Origin of the sequence: Embleya sp. NPDC005575 (assembly GCF_040605455.1) — a bacterium.
In the GTDB taxonomy this organism is placed as follows: domain Bacteria; phylum Actinomycetota; class Actinomycetes; order Streptomycetales; family Streptomycetaceae; genus Embleya.
Genome location: NZ_JBEXCV010000022.1, coordinates 1 through 22,793, shown reverse-complemented (window position 1 = coordinate 22,793; position 22,793 = coordinate 1). Strand labels below are relative to the sequence as shown.

Genomic DNA, 22,793 nt, shown 5'->3' with positions numbered 1-22,793 from the left:
GGCTGCCGGCTAGTCGCCGTCCGGCCACATCCGCGGCGGTGCGGCCTTGGCCAGGTACGCCTCGGTCTCGGCGCGGTTCAGGACCGCTTCGAGGGTGAGTTCGCCGGTGATGTGCGGGTGGAAGCGGCCCGCGTTCCAGGTCCTTTCGTACGTCGGCGGGTCCAGTACGAGCACGCGCTCGCCGTCCACGACCGGGATGTCCGCGGGCAGCCCTCGCTCCAGAGCCACGCGCCGTCCACACCTGCGACCCGCAGCGTCATCCGCCGCAGGGCTGCCTCGACCCGTCTTGCCGCAGCCCGGAAGCGGCCCGTGGGCGGCCTCAATTGAAGGCGTCGACATACACGGAACACTTTCCGGAGCCCAGCGTCTGCACCATGGCCGTGGTGTTCCATACTCGCGTATCGCCAACGGCGGTCGTAGCACCCGCCTCCGGTCGCCAGCCATGGCTCTCGGCGAATCTGCGGACCTTGTTGTCGATGCTGTCCACGGCAATCGGAACCGTGAGTTTCGCGGCTGACATGATGGCCGGAACAGAATTACACGGAACCTGATAGGAAAGCTGCAGAAGCGTTCCCATCATGTTTCCCTTGACATAGTAGCGAACATTGCCCGCATCGGCCGGCAGGGTGGCGCCGGTCAGCTTCAGAGATTCCTTCAGGGATATATCGCTACTCCCGGGATAAGCACGGGAATCATGATGAGAGGGCGACCAAGGATGCCGAACATAGAGATACACGGCCCCGAGCGTCACCCCGCCGAGGACCAGCATGCCGACCAGGAAGGCGAGCACCAGGAAGAGAAGCCTGCGAACGCCTGCCGTGGCCACACTCGTGGCGCCGGGGGAGTTCACGGAGTCGGGGCCGGAGCGGCGTAGAACGTCGTACTGCCCACGATGTCGAAATCGTGGGCCAACCCGGTCTCATTGAGACGAGCCAAGTCGTTCTGCGGGACGCCTTCGATGTCGTTTCTGTGCCCGCCACCCTCGGGATTACCCCAGTTGTATCGCTTGTAGATGTCGACTCGGACCTGCCCGACCGGTTGACCATCGACCATCGTGATATCCGACCCGACTATCCGATATTGATAGCCGTTCATCGTGTAATAGAAATCCTGCAGCTCGCGCGGCACTTTGCCGTTCTGCATGTCATTCGCCACCGTACCGCTCTTCCAGCCGGTATCAAAATTCCCTGCCGCCCCGTTGGCCCTCAAGGTTTCATTGATCGTCTGCTGGAAAGCGGGGTTGGCGTTCACGAATTCACTTGCATCGAACTGGACATCCTGCCCGTTCCCCTCGAGCCAATTCTTCATGTAGCTCGCCGCGCGATCATTGTCGAAGTACGCGTCCTGGCCTGCCACCATCGCCATGGCGGCCAAGCGCGTTGCCTGGTCCTTCGCGGTGGGATCGCTCACGTCGAACTCGCGCTTGGGACCCAGGTCTTCGGCGCTGGCCGGCGGCTTCGTGAAGTACGGCGGGATGAGCTTCGACCCCGCCGGGGTCATCGTATCCGCGTCCGGAAGATGGTCGGCGAAGCCGCGGATCTGCTTGGCGAACGTCCCTGCGGATTCGTCGTGTTGCTTCTTCAGGGCCTCGGCGGCCCCGATGATCCGGTCGAGTTCCTCCTCGGCCTGGTTCACCGCCTGCTTTGCGATGTCATGGCGCTTGAAGAGGTCTTCCCGCTCCCGGCCCGATCGAGCGACGATGTCGGTGAACCCGATGTCCGCATCGGGATCGGCCTTCGCCTGCTTCAGCCGCGCCCGGGCCGCGACGGCCTGGGCCTCCAGACTCGTCCGGGAGCGCTGGTACTCCGTCAGGAGGTACGACCATTCGCCGAGTGTGTGCTCGACCCCGGACAGGGCGTCGTGCATGGTCCAGACGTCCGGATAGATGTGCTGAACGGCGTCGTGGCACAAACCGCCGGCCAAACCGGTCCAGGCCCCGGCATCACGCAGAGTGGTCTCCAACTCTGCTCGCACGTTGCCCAGTTGCGTCGCCGCTTGACGTACCTTCTCAGCCAGCGCACCGAGTGCCGGCACCAATCCCGGAGCCGGATCGAAGCGCAGTCCGGGGAACTCCTTCGATGCGGAGCTCATCCGAGCACCTCACCGATCCGGCTCGGCGCGGGAGCCGTGGGCGAGGCACCCGACGGCGTGGCCGAGCCGGTGGGGTCCAGAACGGCGCGCAGCGAGGATTCGACACCCCCCGGCGATGCGGCGGCCGGCTGACCCGGTGCGGGGGCGCCGCTCGTGAACCGAGCCATGGAGGTGGCCACATGTTGCTCGGTCACGCCGTACATGGACTTGGAGTTCTCCACCACGGCTCGGAATTTGGCGATGTCGCCCCGGAAATCCTTGACCCGTTTCTCCCACTTCCCATTGAAGTGGTCGCATGCCTTGTCGAGATCCTTGTGCCCGGTCCGGATCGGGCCGGTCTCGTGCAGCGCGTCGAGCGCCGCGTCCGTGGCACGGGTCGAGCCGTCGAACGCGGCTATCAACGCGTCCAGCCACCCGAAATCCACCGAAAACCGTTCTGCCATCACACATCCCCCGGTCAGTGCGAAGAGCCGATTGTATCCCGTCGATTGCAGAGGGCAACAAGATCCGATCGGGAGAGGTACGGACTCCGTACGCCAAAGCGCGCCCCTCGGCGTGAGGAGCGCGCTTCGACCGGAAGATGATCCAACGAATACTGCGTCAGAAGACGAAGACGCCTCGCGCGATCTTGCCCGCCTCGGCGTCCTCGACCGCGTGGTGGAAGTCGTCCAGGGCGTAGGTCCGGGTGACCAGTTCGTCGAGCTTGAGGCCGCCGGTCTTGTACAGGTCGGCGTAGCGCGCGATGTCGTACTGCGGGCGCGACGACCCGTAGCGGCAGCCCATGATCGACTTGTCCAGGAACATCGAGGACACGTGGAAGGACGCCTCGGCGTCCGACGGCGCGACGCCCAGGATGATCGCCTGACCGGCCCGCCCGAGCATGTCGATCGCGTTGCGGATCACCGCGACGTGCCCGACGCACTCGAACGCGTGGTCCACACCGCCCGGCACCAGGGCCTGGACCGCCTTGACCGAGTCCTCGACCGCACGCGCGTCGACGAAGTCGGTCGCGCCGAACTCCCGCGCCACCTCCTCCTTCGCCGGGTTCGCGTCCACGGCCACGATCCGCACCGCGCCCGCGAGCTTCGCGCCCTGGATCACGTTGAGGCCGATGCCGCCGGTGCCGATCACCGCGACGGTGTCACCGGGTTGTACCTTTGCCCGGTTCAGCACCGCACCCACGCCGGTCAGCACACCGCACCCGATCAGCGCGGCGGACGCGAGCGGGATGTCCTTGGGGATCTTGACCGCCTGGACGCCCTTGACCACGATCTGCTCGGCGAATACCGACAGACCCGCGAAGTTGTAGACCGGCTTGCCGCCGCGCGTGAACGGCTGGTTGAGCTGGCCGAAGCTCTTGGCACACATGGTCGGCCGGCCGCGGTCGCACTCGCGGCACGCCCCGCACGAGGCCAGCGTGGACAGGGCCACGTGGTCACCGGGCTTCACGTGCGTCACCAGCTCGCCGACGGCCTCCACGACACCGGCGCCCTCGTGCCCGAGGACGACCGGGGGCGGGAAGGGAATGGTGCCGTTGATCACCGAGATGTCGCTGTGGCACAGACCGGCCGCGCCGATCTTGACCAGGACCTCGTTGGCCCCGGGTGCACGCACCTCGAGGTCGTCGACGACCGAGGCTTCCTTGCCATCGAAAAGAACGCCCTTCACCGGTTCCTCCTCCATCGGAAAATGGGCTGACGAGCCGGGGCGCTCGACGGCTTACCGGCCGGACCGGCTCCGGAGCTCAAGCGCGCACGCGTACCCGCGCGGCACTCTAGCCCGGAACTGATGAGCAGTCAGCCGGTTGTGACAGTCCTCTCGTCACCCCCCGAAACCACCTCTGAGCCGCCCGTCGATCACACACGTGTCGCATCGACGGACGGTTCACCACCCGTGCCACCGGGGCGACTTCACGCCCCGCGCGGCACCCCGGCGGCATCCAGGATCCGATGCATGGCCTCGACCGGAAGCGCCGGATTAAGCGCCGCATCCGGCCCGAGTTCGGCATCGTCCAGCAGTACAAGCAACCGATCCACCGGCACCGCCGGATGCCGAGCGAGCGCGGCCCGCACACGCCGCTCCGGATCCGCGAGCAACCCGACCACCACATCCACCGGCGCGTCCGGATCGCGCAGCACAAGCTCGCGCATGCCGGAATCCGGGTCGTCCGCGAACCGCGCGAGCCCGTGCGTCGGAAAGCCGGGACGCCAGGTCAGCCGACTCCGATGCCGACCACGGAAGTCCCGATACGCCCTCAACAGCAACTCCGGCGCGACACCCGCCTGGTGACGACAGGTCAGCACCCGCACCCCGAGGTCGGAATCAACCGCCAGGGCATCGCGCGACTCCGCCGAAAGCCCGACCGAGCCCGCCGCGATCCGTCGCAGCCCGGGATGCGCCGAGCGCGCCCACTCGTCCGGCGTACCCGCGGGGGGACGTGGCGAGTACCGAATCGCGTCGTCCAGGTCCTCCACCGCCGGCACCTCGTAGTCGATCGCCGCCCGCTGATCCTCCGTCAATTCCGGTCGGATCGACACCCGATAGCGCACGCGCGGATCAAGATCGCGCGCCAGAACGGCCACCAGATCGGCCGGGAGATGTGGATTCCCGGCGGCGTAGTACCGGTAATGCGGCGGGGCTTCGCCCCAAATGATCCGCTCGGCGTCGGCGCGCGTGAGCAGGCGGTTGTAAATGGCCGACTCACTGCCTCGGTTGGTCGGTGTCCAGTCGATGTCGGTCAGGCATCGGCGTACCTCGATCGCTTTCCTTCTGGCCCGTCCACGGACCCTGCGCACCGGGTCGAGCGTCAGAGCCACCCGATCGGCAAAGGGGAGGTTCTCCCACCATTGGCAGGCCGTCAACCGCAGTTCAGCCTCCGGCCGGGTAACAAACGATCGGTATATGTGCTGCGGCGTGTCGCCGGAGGACAAGAGCAACTGCAGCACCTCGTCGCGGGTCAACATCTGATCGCCAAAAGCGCTCTCCGCCGACATCGCATGCGAAAGAAACCGCGCGTAGCCGTCATCCGGCAGCGGACGCGGATCCCCGTCCGGATGGCGTTTCCCGTCGACCGTACGCGCAGCCACCACCCGGTCCGGATCGGCGACCAACCGCGACCGCTGCACCGGATCCACATGCGGATTACCGCCCAACGCCATCCGCACCCGGCGATCGGGGTGCCCGACCATCACCTCGATCACGTCCTGCGGCAAGGCCGTCGCCTCGGCAAGCCCGTTGCAGGCCACCCGCCCCAACTCGCCCGTCAACGCCCGTAACAAAACCTCCCCCGGTACCGCCGGATTCCCGAGCACACCCGCAACCAGCCCATCGATCCCCGACATCGCCCGTCACCCCCGGCCCGGGACGCCCGTCGCGTCCAGGATTCGGTGCATCGCCTCGATCGGGAGGGACGGGTTGCGGGCCGCGTACGGCGCGAGTTCGGGATCGTCCAGCATCGTGAGCAGGCGTTCGACCGGCACCGCCGGATGTTGCGCGAGTGTGGTGCGTACGCATCGCTCCGGGTCGGCGAGCAACCCGACCACCACTGCGGCCGGCGCCTGCGGGTCGAGCACGACAAGCTCGCGCATGGCCGGGTCCGGGTCGTCCGCGAAGCGGGCGAGCCCGCGCGTGGGGAAGCCGGGCCGACAGGTCAGTCGCCACCGATGGCGGCCTCGGAACTCCCGGTACGCACGCAACAGATCCTCGGCCGGCACGCCGGGCTGGTGACGGCACGTCAAAACCCGTACGCCCGGGTCCGGATCGCCCAGCAGCGCATCCCGCAGGTCCTGCGGCAGCCCGGGAGCGCAGGCCGCCTGCCGCCGCCGCACCGGGTGCGCGGAGCGCGCGTAGTCGACGGGCGATTGGGATCGGGCCAGGTACGGATACCACGCGACCTCGTCGAGGTCGGTCAACTCCGGCACCCGATAGTCGATCGCGGCGCGCTCCTCCTCGGTCAGCTCGGGCCGAAGCGAGACCATGTCCCGGACGTCCGGATCCCCGTCCCGAGCCAGCACGGCCACCAGGTCCGGCGGCAGGTGCGGGTTCCCGGCCAGCGCGCTGCGGTAGTGGGCCGGGCAGTCGTTCCCTCGAACCACCCGCTCCATCGCCTCCCGTTCCACGAGCCGGCTATTGAAGACCCAACTGTGGCCCCAGTTCTCGGGATTCCAATCGATATCGATGCCGGTGTGGATCTCCGCGTCGTCCTCGGCCACCTGCCGAGCCTCCGCGCGCACGTCCGGGTCCGGGTCGCTCGCCAGCGCGGCCCGATCCTCGGCCGACAGGCCGCCCACGAACCGGGCCGCGAACCGGCGCAGCCCCGGCTGGGGATGCCGGGCGAGAGCCTGTCGCAACCGATGCGGCATGCTTTCGCACCGACTCATCTCCTCCAACAGCCGCAGTTCATCCCAGGGTTGGTCCTGCCGCGCGACGTTCGCCCATTGCCGACCGGCGAAGAACGCCGCGTAGGCGGCGTCCGGCAGCGGTCTCGGCTCGCCGTCGGGGTGCGTCCGGTATCCGAAGAGATTGGCGAGCACCGCCCTGCTCCGATCGTGAACCAGCCGGCCCCGTTGCTCGGCATCGATGTACGGATTCGCGGCGACCGCGGCCCGCACACCCTGATCCGGGTGCACGAGCATCACCTCCACCACGTCCCGGGGCAGGCCCGGCGCGGCGCGAAAGGCCCGCCGCAGTTGTTCGTCCTCGGCGCTCAGGAGCACCCGAAGCAGCACCGCGCTCGGTACCGCCGGATTCTCGATCACGCATTCCGCGAGAGATCGTGTCCCGAACATTCAGTCCCCCATCACCCCACACGCCGAAGGAACAGCCTGCCGGCTCGGGCCGTTTCGGAACTTCGGTTCATCCGCCTCAAGCGGTGTGCGGCGTGAAGACGACGGTCGATGTGTCCCCGTCCAGGGCGATGTTCAACGATGCGTCGAGCGCCTTCGCCAGGCGGGCGAGCAGCGGGAGGGTCGGCACCGTGCCGCCGAGTTCGAGCTTGGAGATCTGCGGCTGCGTCATATCCGCCCGCTTGCCGAGCTCGCTCTGCGAGATGCCCAGTTCGGTACGCCGGTCATGGACCGCTTGGCCGAGAACCGAAGCCATGCGGATCTCCACGCGCATGGCCTGGACCTCGGGCGATTCGGTTTCGCCGGCCACAAGCCTCCAGTCCCGGGTGAGTTTCCAGCGTGTGTGGCTCATGAGGATTCTCCCTTCGCGCGAGGATCATCCATATATTCAAGTATATGGTCTGGCGTCCGAAGCGCGGCGGCCCGCGGAGATGCCGACCTCCGCGGGTGGTGGCGCGACACCCGCGCTACCCGAGTTCGGTGGGGCGCAAGTGGCCGATGTGCCGCGGCAGCCCATGTGCGGACGAATCGTGATCCCGGCGACGAAATCGATGTCCGAAGGGTGTTGACGCCTCGTCCGACACTGATCACCCTGAGTGTGGCGGTCGTTCGCGAGGGGACGACGAGGCGCCCGGGAAGTGCCCCGGGTTTCCTCGACGAAGTGGGACCGTCATCGTTCCGGGCCTCGTCGCGGTGCCCGGAGCGCACGCGGGCCCGGGGCAGGGCGATCCTGTCCGGGGCCCGCACGCCGTCCGATCCACGCGTGTTCGAGGGCCGCGCCCGACCCGGGCCGGATGCCGACCCGATCCGCGCCGCCCCGGACCACCCGCGACTACTTGATCGCCACCGGGTTCACCGGCGTGCCGACACCGCCCACGAAGGGCTCCGGCGATGCCTCCAGGAAGAACTCGTACACGCCGTCCGCGGCGCAGTCCTCGGACAACTCCTCCAGGTTCCAGTTCTGCCCCTGGAGCATGCCCATCTCCACCAGGTGCAGCGCGTGCACGGCCATGAAGCAGTCCTCGATCTCCGGCGGGAAGACCTCGAACGTCACGGTGTCGTTGGCCACCGCCGCGACGTCGCGCGCGTGGAACCACTCGGGCGTGCGCACCGACAGGCCCGGGCCGTAGAAGTACATGTCCTTCTCGCCCGCGAAGTACTGCCGGATCTGCCCGGTACGCACCAGCACGATGTCGCCCGCGCGCACCTTCACGTTGCCGAAATCCTCGGCCACTTCCAGGTCCGCAGGGGTCACCGCGTACTCCGGCGGCAGGATGTCCACACCCTTGGCCCGGGCCACGTCCAGCAGCACCCCGCGCGAGACCAGCGTCTTCACGTTGTGGATGCCCAGCTTGCGCGCGCCGTCCTCCGCGGTGACCGTCTCCTTGGCCGAGTGGCCGTTGTACAGCCGGTCGTCGTACGTCGCGTGGGTCAGCCCGTCCCAGTGCGTGCCCGCCTGAATGCCCATCACCACCGAGTCGTCGCTGGTGGCCACCGTGCCGGGGCCGAAGACCTCGTGGTTGACCAGGAACGTGGTGCGCTTGGGGTTGTCCCGGCCCGGGATCATCCCGTTCTGGATGCCGTCCTCGCGCAGCTCTACGGCCAGCGAGAAGCGCTTTCCGGTGCGCACGCAGCCCGCCGCGGCCTTGACCACATCGGCCGTGATCAGGTTGACCGTCCCGATCTCGTCGTCCTGGCCCCACCGGCCCCAGTTGTTCACGCGTGCGGCCAGTTCATGGAACTCGGGGGGCAGCGACATAGGGGAGCCTCCTCCAGGCGGTGGTGACACGTGCCGATGGGCACGAAGTACCGACAGGCGCACTCTCGGAATCCGACGACCGCGCTGTCAAGTGCTGTCAAGAACTGTGCATGGTGCTGTGTGCTGCGGCACTCTACCCAGGAAAACTAACGGATCGTCAGATAATGTCGAGAGGGCGTTCTCACAGGCCGCGCACCTTGCGTCCGCAAGGCTGCGAGGCTGCGCACGCCTGCGCGGGTCCCCCCGCACAGGCGGCCGAAGCAGGCGTTCGAAGCGGCCCCGGCCGCAGCGACCGCGGAGCGCGCCACGACCGACCCGACCTGGGCCTCGGCCCTCGATTTCCGGGGCCTACCGACGAGGCCACCGACAAGGAGCGGACAACACATGGGTGACTTCCTCACGGGCAAGGTAATCGCGGTCACCGGCGCCGGCCGGGGCATCGGCCGCGCCGTCGCCCTCGCCGCCGCCGCACACGGCGCCAAGGTGGTCGTGAACGACTACGGCGTCGCGATGGACGGCAGCGAGCCGACCAGCGAGGTCGCCGACGCCGTGGTGAAGGAGATCGAGGCGCTCGGCGGCGAGGCCGTCGCGGTCGCCGACTCCGTGGCCACGATGGAGGGCGGCGCCCGGATCGTGACCGCCGGCGTCGAGAAGTGGGGCCGGATCGACGGCGTCGTCACCGTCGCGGGCAACCTGCGCGAGCGCATGTTGTTCAACATGACCGAGGACGAGTGGGACAGCGTCATCGCGACCCACCTCAAGGGCACCTTCACCGTCGTGCAGGCCGCGTCCAAGGTGATGAAGACCCAGGGCTTCGGCTCGATCGTCGGCTTCACCTCCGGCGTGTACGCGCTCGGCTCGGTCGCCCAGGCGAACTACGCCGCGGCCAAGGGCGGCATCGTCTCGTTCGTGCGCTCCGCCGCGCTGGGCCTGAACAAGTACGGCGTCAACGCCAACTGCGTCGCACCGGTGGCCCGGACCCGGATGTCCGAAGGCGTCCCGCAGACGCTCAAGGAGATCGGCGACCCCGAGGACGTCGCCGAGCTGGTGGTCTTCCTGCTCTCCGACCACGCCAAGAACATCACCGGTCAGGTGTACACGACCGCCGGCCCCAAGATTGCGCTGTGGGACCAGCCGCACGAGATCAAGACGATGTACGCGGCCGACCGCTGGACGGCCGAGGAGATCGCCGAGAAGCTGCCCACCCAGATCGGCCAGGACCCGATGCCGGTGCTCGCGCAGCTCAAGGAGTACGCGGCCGCCGCGGCCAAGAAGAAGGCCGCCGAGGCCGCTGCCGCCGCCGGCAACTGACCCAGCCCTCGGCACGCACCACGCGCGCGGGGTCCGGTGACCGTGACCCCGCGCGCGTGGCCGCCGACCCTCGGAAGACGAGATTGGACACGCGGTGGATTTCCGGTACAGCGCCGAGGACGAGGAGTTCCGGGCCGAGGTCCGCGAGTGGCTCCGGGAGAACCTCTCCGGTGAGTTCGCCGCGGCCGTCGGTACCGGCGGTCCCGGCAGCGAGCACGAGCACTTCGAGATCCGTCGGGCCTGGGAACTGCGCCTGGGCGAGGGCGGCTGGATCGGCCTGGACTGGCCCAGGAAGTACGGGGGTCGCGAGGCGTCCCTGATGCAACAGGTGATCTTCGGCGAGGAGTACGCCCGTGCCCAGGCGCCCGGCCGGGTCAACCACATGGGCGAGAACCTGCTCGGCCCGACCGTACTCGCGTTCGGCACCGACGAGCAGAAGGCCCGCTTCCTGCCCGCCATCGCGCGTGGCGAGGAACTGTGGTGCCAGGGCTACTCCGAGCCGGGCGCCGGCTCCGATCTGGCCAATTTGCGCACCACCGCGACCGTCGACCCCGAGTCCGGCGACTGGCTGATCACCGGCCAGAAAGTGTGGACCTCGCTCGCACACGAGGCGAATTGGTGCTTCGTGCTGGCCCGCACCGACCCCGCCTCGCAGCGGCACAAGGGCATCACCTTCCTGCTCGCGCCGATGGACCAGCCCGGCATCGAGGTCCGCCCGATCGTCCAGCTCACCGGCACCAGCGAGTTCAACGAAGTGTTCTTCGACAACGCCCGGGCCGGCGCCGAGCACGTGGTCGGCGAGGTCGGCGCGGGCTGGGGCGTGGCGATGGGCCTGCTCGCGTTCGAGCGCGGGGTGTCCACGCTGGCCCAGCAGATCGGCTTCGAGATCGAGTTGGACCGAGTGGTCGCCGAGGCGAAGGCCAACGGCTCGATCGAGGACCCGGCACTGCGCGATCGACTGCTACAGAGCTGGATCGACCTGAAGGTGCTGCGCTGCAACGCGCTGCGCACGCTCGGATCGCCCGACCCCGGCGCGGCGTCGGTGGCCAAGCTGGTGTGGGCCGGCTGGCATCAGCGCCTGGGCACGCTCGCGATGGACGTGGCCGGCGTCGAGGCCACCCTGGCGGCCGAGGCCCCGTACGAACTGTCCGCCGCACAGCGCCTGTTCCTGTTCACCAAGTCCGACACCATCTACGGCGGGTCGAACGAGGTGCAGCGCAACATCATCGCCGAGCGCGTCCTCGGCATGCCCCGTGAACCGCGAGGAGACGCCAAGTGAGCCCCACCCCCGCCCCCGCCTACGTCGAGGGCCACGGCCTGCTGGCCGGCAAGACCGTGCTGATCACCGCTGCCGCGGGCACCGGGATCGGCTTCGCGGCGGCCAAGCGCGCCGCCGAGGAGGGCGCCGTGATCGCGATCAGCGACAAGCACGAGCGCCGACTCGGCGAGGCCGCCGACGAACTCGCCAAGCTGATCGGGTCCCGGCCGCTCGCCGTCCCGTGCGACGTCACGGTCGAGGAGGACGTACAGAACCTGATCGACACGGCCGCGCGCGAACTCGACGGCATCGACGTGCTGATCAACAACGCCGGGCTCGGCGGCGAGGCCAACCTCGTCGACATGACCGACGCGCAGTGGGACCTGGTCATGAACGTGACCCTGAACGGCACCTTCCGCTGCACCCGGGCGGCGCTGCGGCACATGCAGCCGCGCGGCAAGGGCGTGATCGTCAACAACGCCTCGGTGCTGGGCTGGCGAGCGCAGAAGGGCCAGGCGCACTACGCCGCGGCCAAGGCCGGCGTGATGGCGCTGACCCGCTGCTCGGCCGTGGAGGCAGCCGAGTTCGGCGTCCGGGTCAACGCGGTCGCGCCGAGCATCGCGATGCACGCGTTCCTGGCCAAGGCGTCCTCGGAGGAGCTGCTCGAAGAGCTGTCCTCGCGCGAGGCGTTCGGCCGTGCCGCCGAGCCCTGGGAGGTCGCGAACGTGATGGTCTTCCTCGCCTCGGACTACTCCTCGTACATGACCGGTGAGGTCGTCTCGGTCAGCTCGCAGCGCGCCTGACGGCACGGCGCGCCCGACGGCACGGCGGCCTGAAGCACGGCGGGCCCCGAGGACACGCCGGGCCCGACGACACCGCGGGTCCGACGGCACAACAGCGCCAACCCACTCACCTGCATGACGGCGCGTCATCTCGCCAACACCGCGCGCCAGAGCGCATCCTGACGACACATCACCCTCATGCGGCGGCTCGATCGGGCCACGCACGGTGGCCTGACGCGTCGTCAATACCGGCGCCTGGGCCCGGGTATCAGTCCCCGCAGGGACCGACCCGGGCTTTCGCGCGCATCGGCCCGACCGGGCCCATACGCACCGGACCGATCCGGCCGCCCGCGGCTGCCGCGGGCGAGGAAATCGAGGATGTCGGGGAGCAGTTCGCCGACCCGATACGGCGGCCCCTCGGCGTCACCGTCGACCGGCTCCGGATGGTCCGCGTCGTCCGGCTCGTACGCCGACCACTCGACCTCGCACCATGGGTGTTCCCGACCACATTGCGGGCAAGCATTTCCGCTCATGTCCACCTACGATAGGTGGTCGATCGCGGACGCGCCGTAACTTTTCCGGACTTGTCCAGAACCGGTCCGTCGGTCGCGCCCGGACCGCGCCCGGCGCGCACGCGGGAGCGAGACGGGGCCCACACATCTATTGCCGACCGCCACTCGAAATGAACCCGGGCCGGTGTTACTTTGATCTGACTAACCGTCAGGTTCTGTGCCGGCTGCCTCACCTGCACGTACACAGGTGAGGCTGCCGGCATGGGCGCGCCCCGAAAGGCGACCCGTGGACTTCGACTTCTCCCCCGACCAGACCGCGTTCAGCGAGACGGTCGAGCGGTTTCTCGACGCCAATCCCGACCCTGAAGTGTTCGATGTCACCCGGGAGAACATGGCCCAGGTCGTCGACACCCCCGCCCGCCGCGCATACATGCGCAAGATGGCCGACCAAGGCTGGCTCGGCATCACCTGGCCCGAGGAATGGGGTGGCCAGGACGGCGACGGGGTCTACGAATACCTGCTCAACGAGGCCCTGGCCGGCCGCGGTGGACCGCAGATCGGCAAGGGCGTCGGCATCATCGGCAAGACCCTGCTCGCGCACGGCAGCGACAAGCTCAAGGCCGAGTTCCTGCCGAAAATCCTGAACAACGAGGTCGAGTTCGCGGTCGGCTACAGCGAGCCCGAAGCCGGTTCCGACGCCGCCTCGATGAAGCTGCGCGCGGTCCGCGACGGCGAGGGCTGGCGGCTCAACGGCCAGAAGACCTGGACCACCTCCGCGCACTTCGCCGAGTGGTACTGGGTCGGCGCGCGCACCGATCCCGACGCGCCCAAGCACCACGGCATCACGCTGTTCCTGGTGCCGATGGACCACCCGGGCATCACCGTCCGAGGCATCTGGACGATGGGCGACGAGCGCACCAACGACGTCTTCTTCGACGACGTCTGGGTCTCCGACGAATACGTGGTCGGCGAGCTGAACAAGGGCTTCCAGTACATCTCCCAGGCACTGGACCTGGAACGCTTCACGATGTTCTCGTTCGCCCCCATCCAGCAGCGGCTGAACGTGCTCACCGAGTACGTCAAGGAGGCCACCCGCGACGACGAGCCGCTGCGCGAGGACCCGATCGTGCGCAAGCAGCTCGCCACGCTGGTCACCGAGGCCGCCGTCGCCCGCCTGCTCGGACTGCGCGTGGTGGCCGCCGCGTCCGGTGGCGGAAAACCGCCCACGGTCGAGGCGTCCGGCTACAAGCTGTACGCCACCGAGTTGTCCAAGCGGCTCGCGAACGCGTCGATGGACATCGCCTCGCCGGGCACCCAGCTGCGGGTGGGCACCGAGGACGCGCCGATGACCGGTCGCGCCGACTCGACCTACCGGTACACCGTGCTCGACACCATCGGCGGCGGCACCTCCGAGGTGCAGAAGAACATCATCGCCCGCCGCGGTCTCGGCCTTCCCAAGAACTTCTGACGGGGCCGCGGTCATGTTCGGAGAGTTCCTGGAAGGCGTCACGGTATTGGACCTCGCGAGCGTGGGCCCCGCCGCCCGCGCCTCGCGCTGGTTGGCGGACTACGGGGCCGAGGTGATCAAGGTCGGCCCGGTCCCGGCCAAGAGCGGCGTGCAGATCGCGCCGCCCTACTACTCGTACAGCGCGCATCGGCGGATGAAGCGCGTGCTGGTCGACATGAAGGCACCCGAGGGCCGCGAGGCGTTCCTGACCCTGGTCGAGGGCGCCGACGTGGTGATCGAGAGCTTCCGCCCGGGTGTGGTGGACCGGCTGGGCATCGGTCCGGAGGCGGTCGCGGCGCGCAACCCACGAATCGTCTACTGCTCGACGTCCGGCTTCGGCCAGGACGGTCCGCACGCCCAGCAGGCCGGACACGACCTGAACTACCTGGGCGTGGGCGGCTTCCTGCACATGTCCGGCCCCGGCGCGGACGGCGGTCCACCGATCCCGGGCGCGACCGTGGCGGACAGCGCGGGCGGCGGGATGCACGCGGTCATCGCGATCATGGGCGCGCTGTTCCGCCGGCAGCGCACCGGCGAGGGCGCTCGCCTCGATGTCTCGGTGGCCGACGGCATGCTCGCGCTGATGGCGCTGGGCGTGGACGAATACCTGGCCACCGGCGTCGAACCGGAGCCCCGGCACGGCATCCTGACCGGCCGCTACGCGTGCTACGACACCTACCGCGCGCGGGACGGCAAGTGGCTGGCGGTGGCCGCGATCGAGGGCCGCTTCTGGGCGAACCTGTGCCGGCTGACCGGGCTGGACAAGTGGGCCCCGCGTCAGCTCGACGACGACGCGCAGGACGCGATCCGGGCCGATCTGGCGGCGGCCTTCGCCACCCGTGACCGGGACGACTGGGTGGCCGAGCTGGCCCCCGCCGACACTTGCGTGTCGGCGGTGCTGTCCGTACCGGAACTGCTGGCCGACCCGCAGTACCTGGCCCGCGGCGCCTTCGCCACCGCCGAGCACCCGGTCCAGGGCGAGTTCCGCCAGGTGGGCCCGGTGCTGGCCGGCCAGCAGGCGCCCACGGACCCGTACCCGGTCCGCGAATCCGGGATCACCGACACCGACGAGCTGCTCGCCGCGGCCGGGCTGGGCCCGCACCGCATCGCCGAGCTTCGCGCTTCAGGAGTGGTCGCATGACGGCACAAGACACCGCGCTGCCCGAGGATGTGGCCGCGCTCATCGGCAAGTTCCAGTACGAGAAGCGGGGTGACTTCCCCGCCGAGCGCGGCTACATCTGGACCTCGTGCGCGTCGGTGCAGAACGGCAACCCGCTGTTCTGGGACGAGGCGGTCGCCGAGGAACTGACCGGCGGCCCGATCGCCCCGCTGAGCCTGCTGTCCGCATGGGCCCGCCCGCACTACTGGGCACCCGGCGCGGAGGGCGAGCAACTCTCCCTCCAGGTGCACTTCGACCTCAAGATCCGCTTCGAACTGCCCGAGGCGATCATGACCGACAACACCAACGTGTTCTACGAACCGGTGCGCCTCGGCGACATCGTGACGTCGCGTCAGGTGCTCCGGTCGGTGAGTGCGGAAAAGCGCACCAAGCTCGGGATCGGCCGCTTCTGGGTGATCGACGTCGAGTACCACAACCAGGACGGCGCCCTGTTGGGCACCGAGTCCTACACGGGCTACGGCTACCGGCGGGAGGCCACCGGATGAGCGACCTGATCCTCGATCAGCTGGCCAAGGGCGACGCGCTGCCCACGTTCGGCGTGGACGTCACCGCGACCACGGTCATCCTGGGCGCACTGGCCAGCCGTGACTGGCGGCCGATGCACCACGACTACAAGTTCGCGGTCGAGCGCCAGGGCGTGCAGGACATCTTCCTGAACACCCCGAACCAGGCCGCCTGGTTCGAGCGCTACCTCAACGACTGGACCGGCCCCAAGGGTCGGATCGGCCGGATGGTGTTCCGGATGACCAAGCCGGTCTTCCCGGGCGACCACATGCTGCTCACCGGCACGGTGGACGACGTCTCGGTGGACGAGGCCGGTTGCGGCTGGGTCCGCGCCGAGATCTCGCTGACCGTGGACGGTGCGGCCCGCACCACGGCCACCGCGCGAATCGCGTTGCCCACCACCCCCGACGACAACCCGTGGGACCGGCGCGGCGAGCGCTGGAAGCCCTAGAGGAGACGCGCGATGGACCTCGATTTCACCCAGGAACAGGACATCCTCCGGGAGACCGTGCGCGGCCTGACGGCTCGGCACGCCGACCTCGGTGTCGTTCGCGAGCTGGAGAACGACCCGGTCGGGTACCCCAAGGACTTCTGGAAGAAGCTCGGCGAGTCCGGCCTGACCGGCCTGACGCTGCCCGAGAAGTGGGGCGGGTCGGAGATGACCACGCTCGACGCGGCCGTGGTCTACGAGGAGTTCGGACGTTCGCTCGCGCCGACTCCGCACTTCGTCAGCTCGGTCCTGGTCGGCGGCGTACTCGCCGCGGCCGGGTCCGACGACCAGCGGCAGAAGTACCTGCCCGGCATCGCGGCCGGCAGCACCATCGCGAGCGTGGCGTGGCTGGAGCCGGACCGCGGCTTCGGCGGCAAGGGCGTCGCGCTGGCCGCCCGCGCGGACGGTGACGGATACCTGCTGTCCGGCACCAAGCGGCACGTCGCCTACGCGGCGGCGGCCGACGTGCTGCTCGTGCTCGCCCGCACCGGCACCGCGGGCACTCCGGGCGACCCGGCCCAGGGCGTCTCGCTGTTCCTGGTCGACCCGAAGACGGCCGGGGTCACCCTGACCCAACAGACCACGATCGCCTCGGACACCCAGTACCGGGTCGACCTGGCGGACGTGCGCGGCGAGTTGGTCGGCTCGGCCGGAGCCGGCTGGCCGATCTGGTCGGATGTGCTCCACGACGGCCTGATCCTGCTCGCGGCCCAGGCCGTGGGCGGCGCCAAGCGCGCGCTGGAGATCACCGTCGAATACGCCAAGCACCGCAAGCAGTTCGACAAGCCGCTCGGCGCCTTCCAGGCGATCGCGCACAACCTGGCCGACGCCTCGACCGCCGTGGACGGCGCCGAGACCCTGGTCTGGGAGGCCGCCTGGTCCCGGGACAAGGGCCGCGACACCGCGCGCCTGGCCCCGATGGCCAAGCTCTTCGCAGCCCGCACCTACCGCGAGGTCACCGACCTGGCGGTGCACGTGCACGGCGGCATGGGCTTCACCCTGGAATGCGACGTACAGCTGTACTTCCGCCGCGCCAAGTCCCTCCAGCTCAACTGGTGGGACGACCGCTACCTGGAGGACCTGATCGCGGCCGACGTCCTCGACAAGGGCTGAGCCCAACACCAGGCACCACGGCACCACCCGAAGGCGGCTCCCGGCCCACTCGCCGGGGCCGCCTTCGTCGTGGGGGGACGACTCCGGGCGCTCCCGTGGTCGGGCAACAGACCGCTGTCCACAGGCGGGACACCCGCGTCGATCCGTGTACCCGCACCCCCCGCACCCCGGCTCGAATACCACCGGCCCGGGACCCCACCACCCCGAGCTGCGCACCCCGACGACCCACCCCCAACCCACCCGACCGCGTAGCGGACGAGCAACCCGGCGCGCAGCGAACGGACCCACCCCGGCCGCGAAGTGGACGAGCACCAAAACCCCGACCCACCCCCAACCCCCTCCGCCCGCGCAGCACACCGCACCCGCCGTCGATCACTCGAAAGAGGGGTTTCGAGGCATTCGTCCGAACGTGTCGCCCCGGCGTCGACACCCTGATGCCATGGGCAACTCTCGGCGTTCGGTTCGGTGCGCGGCGCGGTGTCTGTTGGTGGCGGCGTGCGTCGGCCTGCCGGCCGTGGCCGGCTGCGCCGACGCCTTCGCCGACGAACGCGTCACGGTGACCGTGCAAACCGGTTCCGGACCGACCCCGCCCGTCGGCCCACGCACGGAGGTGGACGTCGGCCGGGTGCATGTGGTGTACCAACCCGGGGTGCTGACCTTCGTCCGGCTCGGCGACGACGTCGCGGTGATCGTGCGTCCGGGCTGCGGATGCCCGACCTGGTCGCCGCCGCCCACCGCCACCCGGCCACCCTCGCCACCGCGGCCACGCCCGCCGGCTCCCGCACCGGCGGTGACCAAGGCGACCGAACGAGCCCCCGTCGCGCCGCCCCCGACCCGGCCGCCGCCGGCCGTGCCTGCCCGCCCGTACCTGCCCGTCGTCTTGGACTCGCTGCCCAAGCCTCCGAGCGTGCCCCCTTCCGAAATCGAACGGCCGCCCGCCCCACGGCCGTTGCGTATCGTCGCCGCGCCACCCGACGACGACGATCCGTCATCCCCCGGCTTCGCGGACGGGATCGGACCGGCTCTGATCGTGTCGATCCTCCCCGCCGCGCTCGCGGCCCTGCTGCCCCATCCCGGCAGAAGAGGAGTGCGCTCGTGATCACCTGGACTCTCGGCGCCCTGCTCGGCGCCGGCATCGCGGCGGGAGCCCTCGTCCTCCTCAGCCGCGGCGAGAGCACCAAGGCGAGCGGATTCGACGGTCAACTGCTGTCCTTCTGCGGCGGAGCCGTGCTGTCCTCCTTCGTATTGCTGACGAGCTTTCAGATCGTCGGGACGTGGGAACTCCGGTCCGCGGTTCGCCAACACGCGAGCGACGAGGCGCGCGTGCTCACCAAGACCTACGCGGCGGCCGGCAGGCTTCCGGCGCCGGACCGCGAAGCGGTCCGCACCGGGCTGCGCGACTACACCCGCACGGTGATCGACAAGGAATGGCCGGCGATGGCGGACAAGCACGACACCCCGCTCGCGTGGCGGCAACTCGACCTGCTCGCGGCCCGCGTCGCCGCCGTCTCCGCCACGGCGCACGACACGGCCGTCGACACCGAGGCGGCCGTGGCCGACCTGTACGTCAAACGCCACGTACGGCTCGCCGATCCGGGCGCGATCACCCCGATCGTGCTACCGGTCGCCATGATCGTCGCCGGCGTGTTCGCGATCGTCTTCCCGGCGCTGGTCGGCCCGACCACGGATCGCCGGCACGTCGTCGCACTGGCCTTCGTCGGCGCGATCGTCGCCTTCGGCATCCTGTTCGTCCTGCAACTGCGCAACCCGTACACCGACCCGCTCGCCGTACACCCGAGCGCCTTCCGCGCCGCCTTGACCCGCTACACCCAACTGAGCTGACCTTCGACGCACGCCGAGCATCCCGACTCCCCGGCCGCCCACCGTCCCGAAACCGTCGACCGGAACCGGTCTATCCGACCGGGGGCTTCAGCTCGATCGGCTTGTCGAGTTCGGCTGTGGGAAGGGGATGCGACGACAGGGCGCATGGATCGGATCGATTCGCGGGTGGGGAGGGTCCGCGCGTGCGTAGGGTGGATGCGAGACAGGCGAGGGACGCGCGGTGATCACCGGCCCCGGCTGCCGGGGCGTGGGGGCGGACGGTGGAGGGCTCCGTATCACGCGGCGCAGGTGAAGGCCGACCACGACCCGCCAGGAAGCGGAGCTGGAAGTCTGCCGATTCGACTGGAAGCTCGTCTCTGCTCGGCACATAGGGCACGAAGTCACCGGCAGGCTCCGAGACGTGCAGCGGGACGTTCCGCAGTTGCTCGCCGATCAGACGTGCGGTCTGCTGAGCTCGGGGCAACGGACCGTGGTGAACGGCGGCGAAGGGGACGTGCCGAAGCCGTCGGCCCAACAGCACGGCCTGCCGACGGCCGCCCTCCGTCAACCCACTCTCGTCCGGCAACGCCTCGCCATGGCGGACGAGATAGGAGTATTCGGCAACGTCCTACAGCGACCACTCACCGAGTTCCTCGCTGAACCGCAACCCCCGCTCCGTCCGAGCCGGCCCGGATCGTCCGGCCGGACCCCTCACCGCGCCGCGTAGTGCAAAAGCACGACCCCGTTCCCGAAGGCCCGGGTCTCCACGAGCCGCAGGTCGGTCGTCCCATCCGTCGGCCGGAACATCGGCCTGCCGCGCCCGATCAGCACCGGATGCACGTAGACCCGGTATTCGTCGATCAGGTCGAGTCGCCTGAACGTCGCGGCCAGGTCGGCGCCGCCGAGCACGAGATCCCCACCCGGCTCGGCCTGGAGCGCCCTGATCTCCTCGACCACCACGTCCCGCTTGATCGTGGTGTTCCAGTCCGCACGCTCCAGGGTCCGGGAGAACACGATCTTCGGCATGTCCCGCCAGATCCCGGCGAACTCGACCATGACCGGCGTACTCGCCGGATCCGCATCCGCCGTCGGCCAGAAGTCCGCCATGAGCTGATGGGTGACCCTCCCGCTGAGAAACGCACCCATCGTGCCGAGCCACTCATTGAAGTGCCGATGCAGCTCGTCGTCGACCAGGTGCCAGCCGATCTCGCGGTTCGGCCCCTCCATGAAGCCGTCCAGGGACACCGACATGGAGAAGACGATCCTTCGCATCCCACGCACCTCATCGAACTCGTCCGAGACCGGGCGGCCTCCCCCGAACGACTCCCCACGGCCCGCACCGGTTATGCCGCCCCCGGTCGTACGTGACCCTGGGTGGCGCCGATCCACCCGACCGAGTCGGGCACAGAATGTCGGGTCCGACAAGCGTGCCCCTTCCTAACGTGGTGCTCACAAACAAAGGAAGGAGTCCGTGGTGCTGGAGCGGTTGAACCAGGCGCTGGATCACATCGAGGCGCATCTCGACGAACAGCTCGACATCGGCGAGTCGGCCCGGATCGCGGCGACGTCGCAGTACCACTTCCGCCGGCTGTTCTCCGCGCTGGCCGGGATGCCGCTTTCGGAGTACGTGCGACGCAGGCGGCTCACGCTGGCGGGTGCCGAGGTGCTCGCCGGCGAGCGAACCCTGTTGGAGATCGCGGTGCGCTACGGCTACACCTCGGGCGAGGCGTTCGCCCGGGCGTTTCGCGCCGTGCACGGCGTGGGTCCCGGCGAGGCTCGGCAGACCGGTGCGGCGCTGTACTCCCAGCCACGGATGTCCTTCCGTCTCATCGTCGAAGGAAGCAGCAGCATGCGATATCGAATCGTGCGCAAGGACGCGTTCCACGTGGTCGGCAAGAAGGCCCGTGTCCCACTCGTCCACGAGGGCGTGAACCAGGCGATCGCCGAGTTCGTCCAGGGCATCGCCCGGGAGACGACCGACCGCATCAAGGCCCTGTCCGACCAGGACCCGGACGGGATCGTCGCGGTCACCGACGACCTCGACCCCAGCCGCGCCGAGGGCACCGAACTCGACTACTACCACGCCGTCGTGACGAGCACTCGGGTCCCCGTACCCGAGGACCTCGACACGTTGACCGTCCCGGCCGGCACCTGGGCGGTGTTCGAGAACTCCGGCCCCTACCCGCAGGCACTCCAATACCTGTGGCGCGACATCTTCACCCAGTGGTTCCCGTCCAACCCGTACCAAACCCGCCCGGGGCCGGAGATCCTCCGGGTTCGCCCGTCGCAGGACGCCACCACGGCGGACGCGGCCTTGTGGATCGCGGTGGAACCAAACGCGTCCTGACCCGGGTTCGTCGGTGGGACCGCAGGGCGATGCCAAGGGACGGTGTTGCACTGCCGGTATGCCCGGCGATCTCGTGTCGACCCGGCCACCGGTCGGGCCGACAGTCGAGCGGAACACGTGTGGCGGGGCGGTGTGTTACCGAGCCGTGGGTGGGGACGGCGGTTGGGTCGCCGGCCGGCAGGGCTGTTGTAACACTCTCCTTCGGGGCGCCCTGTGATGGCTGTGACCAGGGAAAACGCGGTGTTGTCGGGGTATCGGGCGGGGCGGGTCGGGGTGGTTCTCGTTCCTTCTCGTGACCATGTCACCGGTCTGCGACAGCGGTGTCGTGGTGCGACGACTCGGGTATCGCCCGGGCCGGCGGCTTGGCCATAGTGGTGGGGCAGGCACCGAGGGGCCGAGAGTGTTTCGGCTCCAACCACCAGCTAGCAAGGGGTCGTTCATGTTCCGCAACCGTCGCACCGCCCTCCTCGTCTCCGCAGCCGTCCTCGGCGGCGCGATGTTGACGACGGCGTGCCAGGGCACGGACTCGAACTCGAACTCGAACGCGGGGGCCGCGCAGGGTTCCTCGTCCGTCGCACCGCCGGCCGCCCCGCCCGGGGCGTCGACCACCGGCGGCAACGCGGGAGGCAGCGGAGGCGGCGGCGGGACCGAACCCGCCGGGAAGGTCTCCTCGGGGAAGGACTCCGCCGGGAAGAACTCCGGCGGACAGAGCGCGACCACCGGAGGCGCCGGCGGCGCGGGCGACAACAGCTCGATCGGCAAGTGCCGCACCGACGACCTCAGGGCCACCGCGCAGGACGCCACCATCGGCGGCGACAACGAACTCACCGTCATGGTGACGTTCAAGAACATCGGCCACAACTGCACGATGTCCGGATTCGCGGGCGTGGACCTCCAGACCGCCAAGGGGCCCCTGTCCGCGAAGCGCGTCGGCGCCCCGGCCGATGCGTTCGTCCTCAAGAGCGACACGTCGGTGTCCTTCGGCGTCACCTACCCCAGCGGCGCCACCGGCGACTACGGCGTCGCGGTCACGGGCCTCCAGGTCACCCCGCCCGGAGAGACCAAGACCATCACCCTGCGCTGGCCCGGGACCCCCACCGTGCCGGTCATCGACGGCGCCGGCTCCCCGATCAACGTCGGCCCCATCGGCAGCGCCGGCCAGGGCGGCTGACCCACACGACTCGGCAGACCGATGAAAACCTCGGGCGCGGCCCCACCACGTGAGTGGTGGGGCGCGGCCCCCCCCCCGCCCGGGTGGGTATGTGGCCCGGGTG

The 22,793-nt window shown here is 69.5% G+C and carries 22 protein-coding genes and 1 pseudogene; 12 read left to right on the top strand and 11 right to left on the bottom strand.

Translation table 11 applies throughout. The features are described from left to right. Positions 1 to 9: 9 nt before the first annotated feature. The 9 genes from ABZS54_RS10485 to ABZS54_RS10445 form a co-directional block, all read right to left on the bottom strand. Positions 10 to 228, bottom strand: a complete 219-nt coding sequence (locus ABZS54_RS10485) for a hypothetical protein (RefSeq protein WP_355533142.1) — start codon at positions 226 to 228, stop codon at positions 10 to 12. A 91-nt stretch (positions 229 to 319) separates the two neighbouring features. Further along, complete coding sequence (locus ABZS54_RS10480) at positions 320 to 790, bottom strand: hypothetical protein (RefSeq protein WP_355533139.1); 471 nt, start codon at positions 788 to 790, stop codon at positions 320 to 322. 56 nt (positions 791 to 846) lie between these two features. After that, the gene (locus ABZS54_RS10475; RefSeq protein WP_355533137.1) at positions 847 to 2,091 is read right to left on the bottom strand and encodes a hypothetical protein; all 1,245 of its coding nucleotides are present in this window, start codon (positions 2,089 to 2,091) and stop codon (positions 847 to 849) included. Then, the gene (locus tag ABZS54_RS10470; protein WP_355533135.1) at positions 2,088 to 2,534 is read right to left on the bottom strand and encodes a hypothetical protein; all 447 of its coding nucleotides are present in this window, start codon (positions 2,532 to 2,534) and stop codon (positions 2,088 to 2,090) included. The genes ABZS54_RS10475 and ABZS54_RS10470 overlap by 4 nt, the downstream gene beginning before the upstream one ends. Positions 2,535 to 2,691: 157 nt before the next feature. Then, positions 2,692 to 3,759, bottom strand: coding sequence for a Zn-dependent alcohol dehydrogenase (locus tag ABZS54_RS10465; protein WP_355533132.1), 1,068 nt, complete (start codon positions 3,757 to 3,759; stop codon positions 2,692 to 2,694). Positions 3,760 to 4,001: 242 nt separating this feature from the next. Next, the gene (locus ABZS54_RS10460; RefSeq protein ID WP_355533129.1) at positions 4,002 to 5,432 is read right to left on the bottom strand and encodes a hypothetical protein; all 1,431 of its coding nucleotides are present in this window, start codon (positions 5,430 to 5,432) and stop codon (positions 4,002 to 4,004) included. 6 nt (positions 5,433 to 5,438) lie between these two features. Next, positions 5,439 to 6,848: a hypothetical protein gene (locus ABZS54_RS10455; protein ID WP_355533126.1), complete on the bottom strand. Its 1,410-nt coding sequence runs from the start codon at positions 6,846 to 6,848 to the stop codon at positions 5,439 to 5,441. 106 nt (positions 6,849 to 6,954) lie between these two features. Beyond that, positions 6,955 to 7,287: a helix-turn-helix transcriptional regulator gene (locus ABZS54_RS10450; RefSeq protein ID WP_355533123.1), complete on the bottom strand. Its 333-nt coding sequence runs from the start codon at positions 7,285 to 7,287 to the stop codon at positions 6,955 to 6,957. Positions 7,288 to 7,767: 480 nt separating this feature from the next. Then, a complete protein-coding gene (locus tag ABZS54_RS10445; protein WP_355533121.1) occupies positions 7,768 to 8,694 on the bottom strand; it encodes a cyclase family protein in 927 nt (308 codons plus the stop codon). 384 nt (positions 8,695 to 9,078) lie between these two features. Between ABZS54_RS10445 and ABZS54_RS10440 the strand changes: the two genes are divergently transcribed. From ABZS54_RS10440 to ABZS54_RS10395, 10 genes are all read left to right on the top strand, one after another. Then, positions 9,079 to 10,005, top strand: coding sequence for an SDR family oxidoreductase (locus tag ABZS54_RS10440; RefSeq protein WP_355533118.1), 927 nt, complete (start codon positions 9,079 to 9,081; stop codon positions 10,003 to 10,005). Between the two features lie 94 nt (positions 10,006 to 10,099). Then, complete coding sequence (locus tag ABZS54_RS10435; RefSeq protein WP_355533115.1) at positions 10,100 to 11,284, top strand: acyl-CoA dehydrogenase family protein; 1,185 nt, start codon at positions 10,100 to 10,102, stop codon at positions 11,282 to 11,284. After that, entirely contained in the window at positions 11,281 to 12,066 is a 786-nt protein-coding gene (locus ABZS54_RS10430; protein ID WP_355533112.1) for an SDR family oxidoreductase, read from the top strand. The genes ABZS54_RS10435 and ABZS54_RS10430 overlap by 4 nt, the downstream gene beginning before the upstream one ends. Positions 12,067 to 12,843: 777 nt before the next feature. Further along, positions 12,844 to 14,025 carry an acyl-CoA dehydrogenase family protein gene (locus tag ABZS54_RS10425; protein WP_355533109.1) on the top strand — a complete coding sequence of 394 codons (1,182 nt, stop codon included), beginning with the start codon at positions 12,844 to 12,846 and terminating at the stop codon, positions 14,023 to 14,025. Between the two features lie 13 nt (positions 14,026 to 14,038). Further along, positions 14,039 to 15,205, top strand: a complete 1,167-nt coding sequence (locus ABZS54_RS10420; protein WP_355533106.1) for a CaiB/BaiF CoA-transferase family protein — start codon at positions 14,039 to 14,041, stop codon at positions 15,203 to 15,205. Next, complete coding sequence (locus ABZS54_RS10415; RefSeq protein WP_355533103.1) at positions 15,202 to 15,729, top strand: MaoC family dehydratase N-terminal domain-containing protein; 528 nt, start codon at positions 15,202 to 15,204, stop codon at positions 15,727 to 15,729. The genes ABZS54_RS10420 and ABZS54_RS10415 overlap by 4 nt, the downstream gene beginning before the upstream one ends. Further along, a complete protein-coding gene (locus ABZS54_RS10410; protein ID WP_355533100.1) occupies positions 15,726 to 16,199 on the top strand; it encodes a hypothetical protein in 474 nt (157 codons plus the stop codon). Before ABZS54_RS10415 ends, ABZS54_RS10410 begins: the two co-directional genes overlap by 4 nt. Before the next feature lie 12 nt (positions 16,200 to 16,211). Then, positions 16,212 to 17,351, top strand: a complete 1,140-nt coding sequence (locus ABZS54_RS10405) for an acyl-CoA dehydrogenase family protein (protein ID WP_355533097.1) — start codon at positions 16,212 to 16,214, stop codon at positions 17,349 to 17,351. 439 nt (positions 17,352 to 17,790) lie between these two features. Beyond that, positions 17,791 to 18,450 carry a hypothetical protein gene (locus ABZS54_RS10400; protein ID WP_355533094.1) on the top strand — a complete coding sequence of 220 codons (660 nt, stop codon included), beginning with the start codon at positions 17,791 to 17,793 and terminating at the stop codon, positions 18,448 to 18,450. Beyond that, complete coding sequence (locus ABZS54_RS10395; RefSeq protein WP_355533091.1) at positions 18,447 to 19,193, top strand: hypothetical protein; 747 nt, start codon at positions 18,447 to 18,449, stop codon at positions 19,191 to 19,193. The genes ABZS54_RS10400 and ABZS54_RS10395 overlap by 4 nt, the downstream gene beginning before the upstream one ends. A gap of 304 nt (positions 19,194 to 19,497) precedes the next feature. On the opposite strand, the pseudogene ABZS54_RS10390 reads toward ABZS54_RS10395, so the two are convergent. Together ABZS54_RS10390 and ABZS54_RS10385 are read right to left on the bottom strand one after the other, a co-directional pair. Further along, positions 19,498 to 19,788: pseudogene (locus ABZS54_RS10390) on the bottom strand (histidine phosphatase family protein); the annotation flags it as partial. A gap of 95 nt (positions 19,789 to 19,883) precedes the next feature. After that, positions 19,884 to 20,444, bottom strand: coding sequence for a dihydrofolate reductase family protein (locus ABZS54_RS10385; RefSeq protein ID WP_355533088.1), 561 nt, complete (start codon positions 20,442 to 20,444; stop codon positions 19,884 to 19,886). Positions 20,445 to 20,646: 202 nt separating this feature from the next. Here ABZS54_RS10385 and ABZS54_RS10380 point away from each other — a divergent pair, with 202 nt between their 5' ends. Both ABZS54_RS10380 and ABZS54_RS10375 read left to right on the top strand, forming a co-directional pair. Beyond that, positions 20,647 to 21,519, top strand: a complete 873-nt coding sequence (locus tag ABZS54_RS10380) for an AraC family transcriptional regulator (protein WP_355533085.1) — start codon at positions 20,647 to 20,649, stop codon at positions 21,517 to 21,519. A 439-nt stretch (positions 21,520 to 21,958) separates the two neighbouring features. Then, positions 21,959 to 22,690: a DUF4232 domain-containing protein gene (locus ABZS54_RS10375; RefSeq protein ID WP_355533082.1), complete on the top strand. Its 732-nt coding sequence runs from the start codon at positions 21,959 to 21,961 to the stop codon at positions 22,688 to 22,690. Positions 22,691 to 22,793 lie beyond the last annotated feature (103 nt).

Excerpts from the sequence above, each read along its gene's own strand:
- ABZS54_RS10375 (WP_355533082.1), top strand. The coding sequence starts at position 21,959 with ATGTTCCGCAACCGTCGCACCGCCCTCCTCGTCTCCGCAGCCGTCCTC.
- ABZS54_RS10445 (WP_355533121.1), bottom strand. The coding sequence starts at position 8,694 with ATGTCGCTGCCCCCCGAGTTCCATGAACTGGCCGCACGCGTGAACAAC.
- ABZS54_RS10440 (WP_355533118.1), top strand. The coding sequence starts at position 9,079 with ATGGGTGACTTCCTCACGGGCAAGGTAATCGCGGTCACCGGCGCCGGC.
- ABZS54_RS10415 (WP_355533103.1), top strand. The coding sequence starts at position 15,202 with ATGACGGCACAAGACACCGCGCTGCCCGAGGATGTGGCCGCGCTCATC.
- ABZS54_RS10460 (WP_355533129.1), bottom strand. The coding sequence starts at position 5,432 with ATGTCGGGGATCGATGGGCTGGTTGCGGGTGTGCTCGGGAATCCGGCG.
- ABZS54_RS10410 (WP_355533100.1), top strand. The coding sequence starts at position 15,726 with ATGAGCGACCTGATCCTCGATCAGCTGGCCAAGGGCGACGCGCTGCCC.
- ABZS54_RS10385 (WP_355533088.1), bottom strand. The coding sequence starts at position 20,444 with ATGCGAAGGATCGTCTTCTCCATGTCGGTGTCCCTGGACGGCTTCATG.
- ABZS54_RS10475 (WP_355533137.1), bottom strand. The coding sequence starts at position 2,091 with ATGAGCTCCGCATCGAAGGAGTTCCCCGGACTGCGCTTCGATCCGGCT.
- ABZS54_RS10450 (WP_355533123.1), bottom strand. The coding sequence starts at position 7,287 with ATGAGCCACACACGCTGGAAACTCACCCGGGACTGGAGGCTTGTGGCC.
- ABZS54_RS10470 (WP_355533135.1), bottom strand. The coding sequence starts at position 2,534 with ATGGCAGAACGGTTTTCGGTGGATTTCGGGTGGCTGGACGCGTTGATA.
- ABZS54_RS10405 (WP_355533097.1), top strand. The coding sequence starts at position 16,212 with ATGGACCTCGATTTCACCCAGGAACAGGACATCCTCCGGGAGACCGTG.
- ABZS54_RS10400 (WP_355533094.1), top strand. The coding sequence starts at position 17,791 with ATGGGCAACTCTCGGCGTTCGGTTCGGTGCGCGGCGCGGTGTCTGTTG.
- ABZS54_RS10420 (WP_355533106.1), top strand. The coding sequence starts at position 14,039 with ATGTTCGGAGAGTTCCTGGAAGGCGTCACGGTATTGGACCTCGCGAGC.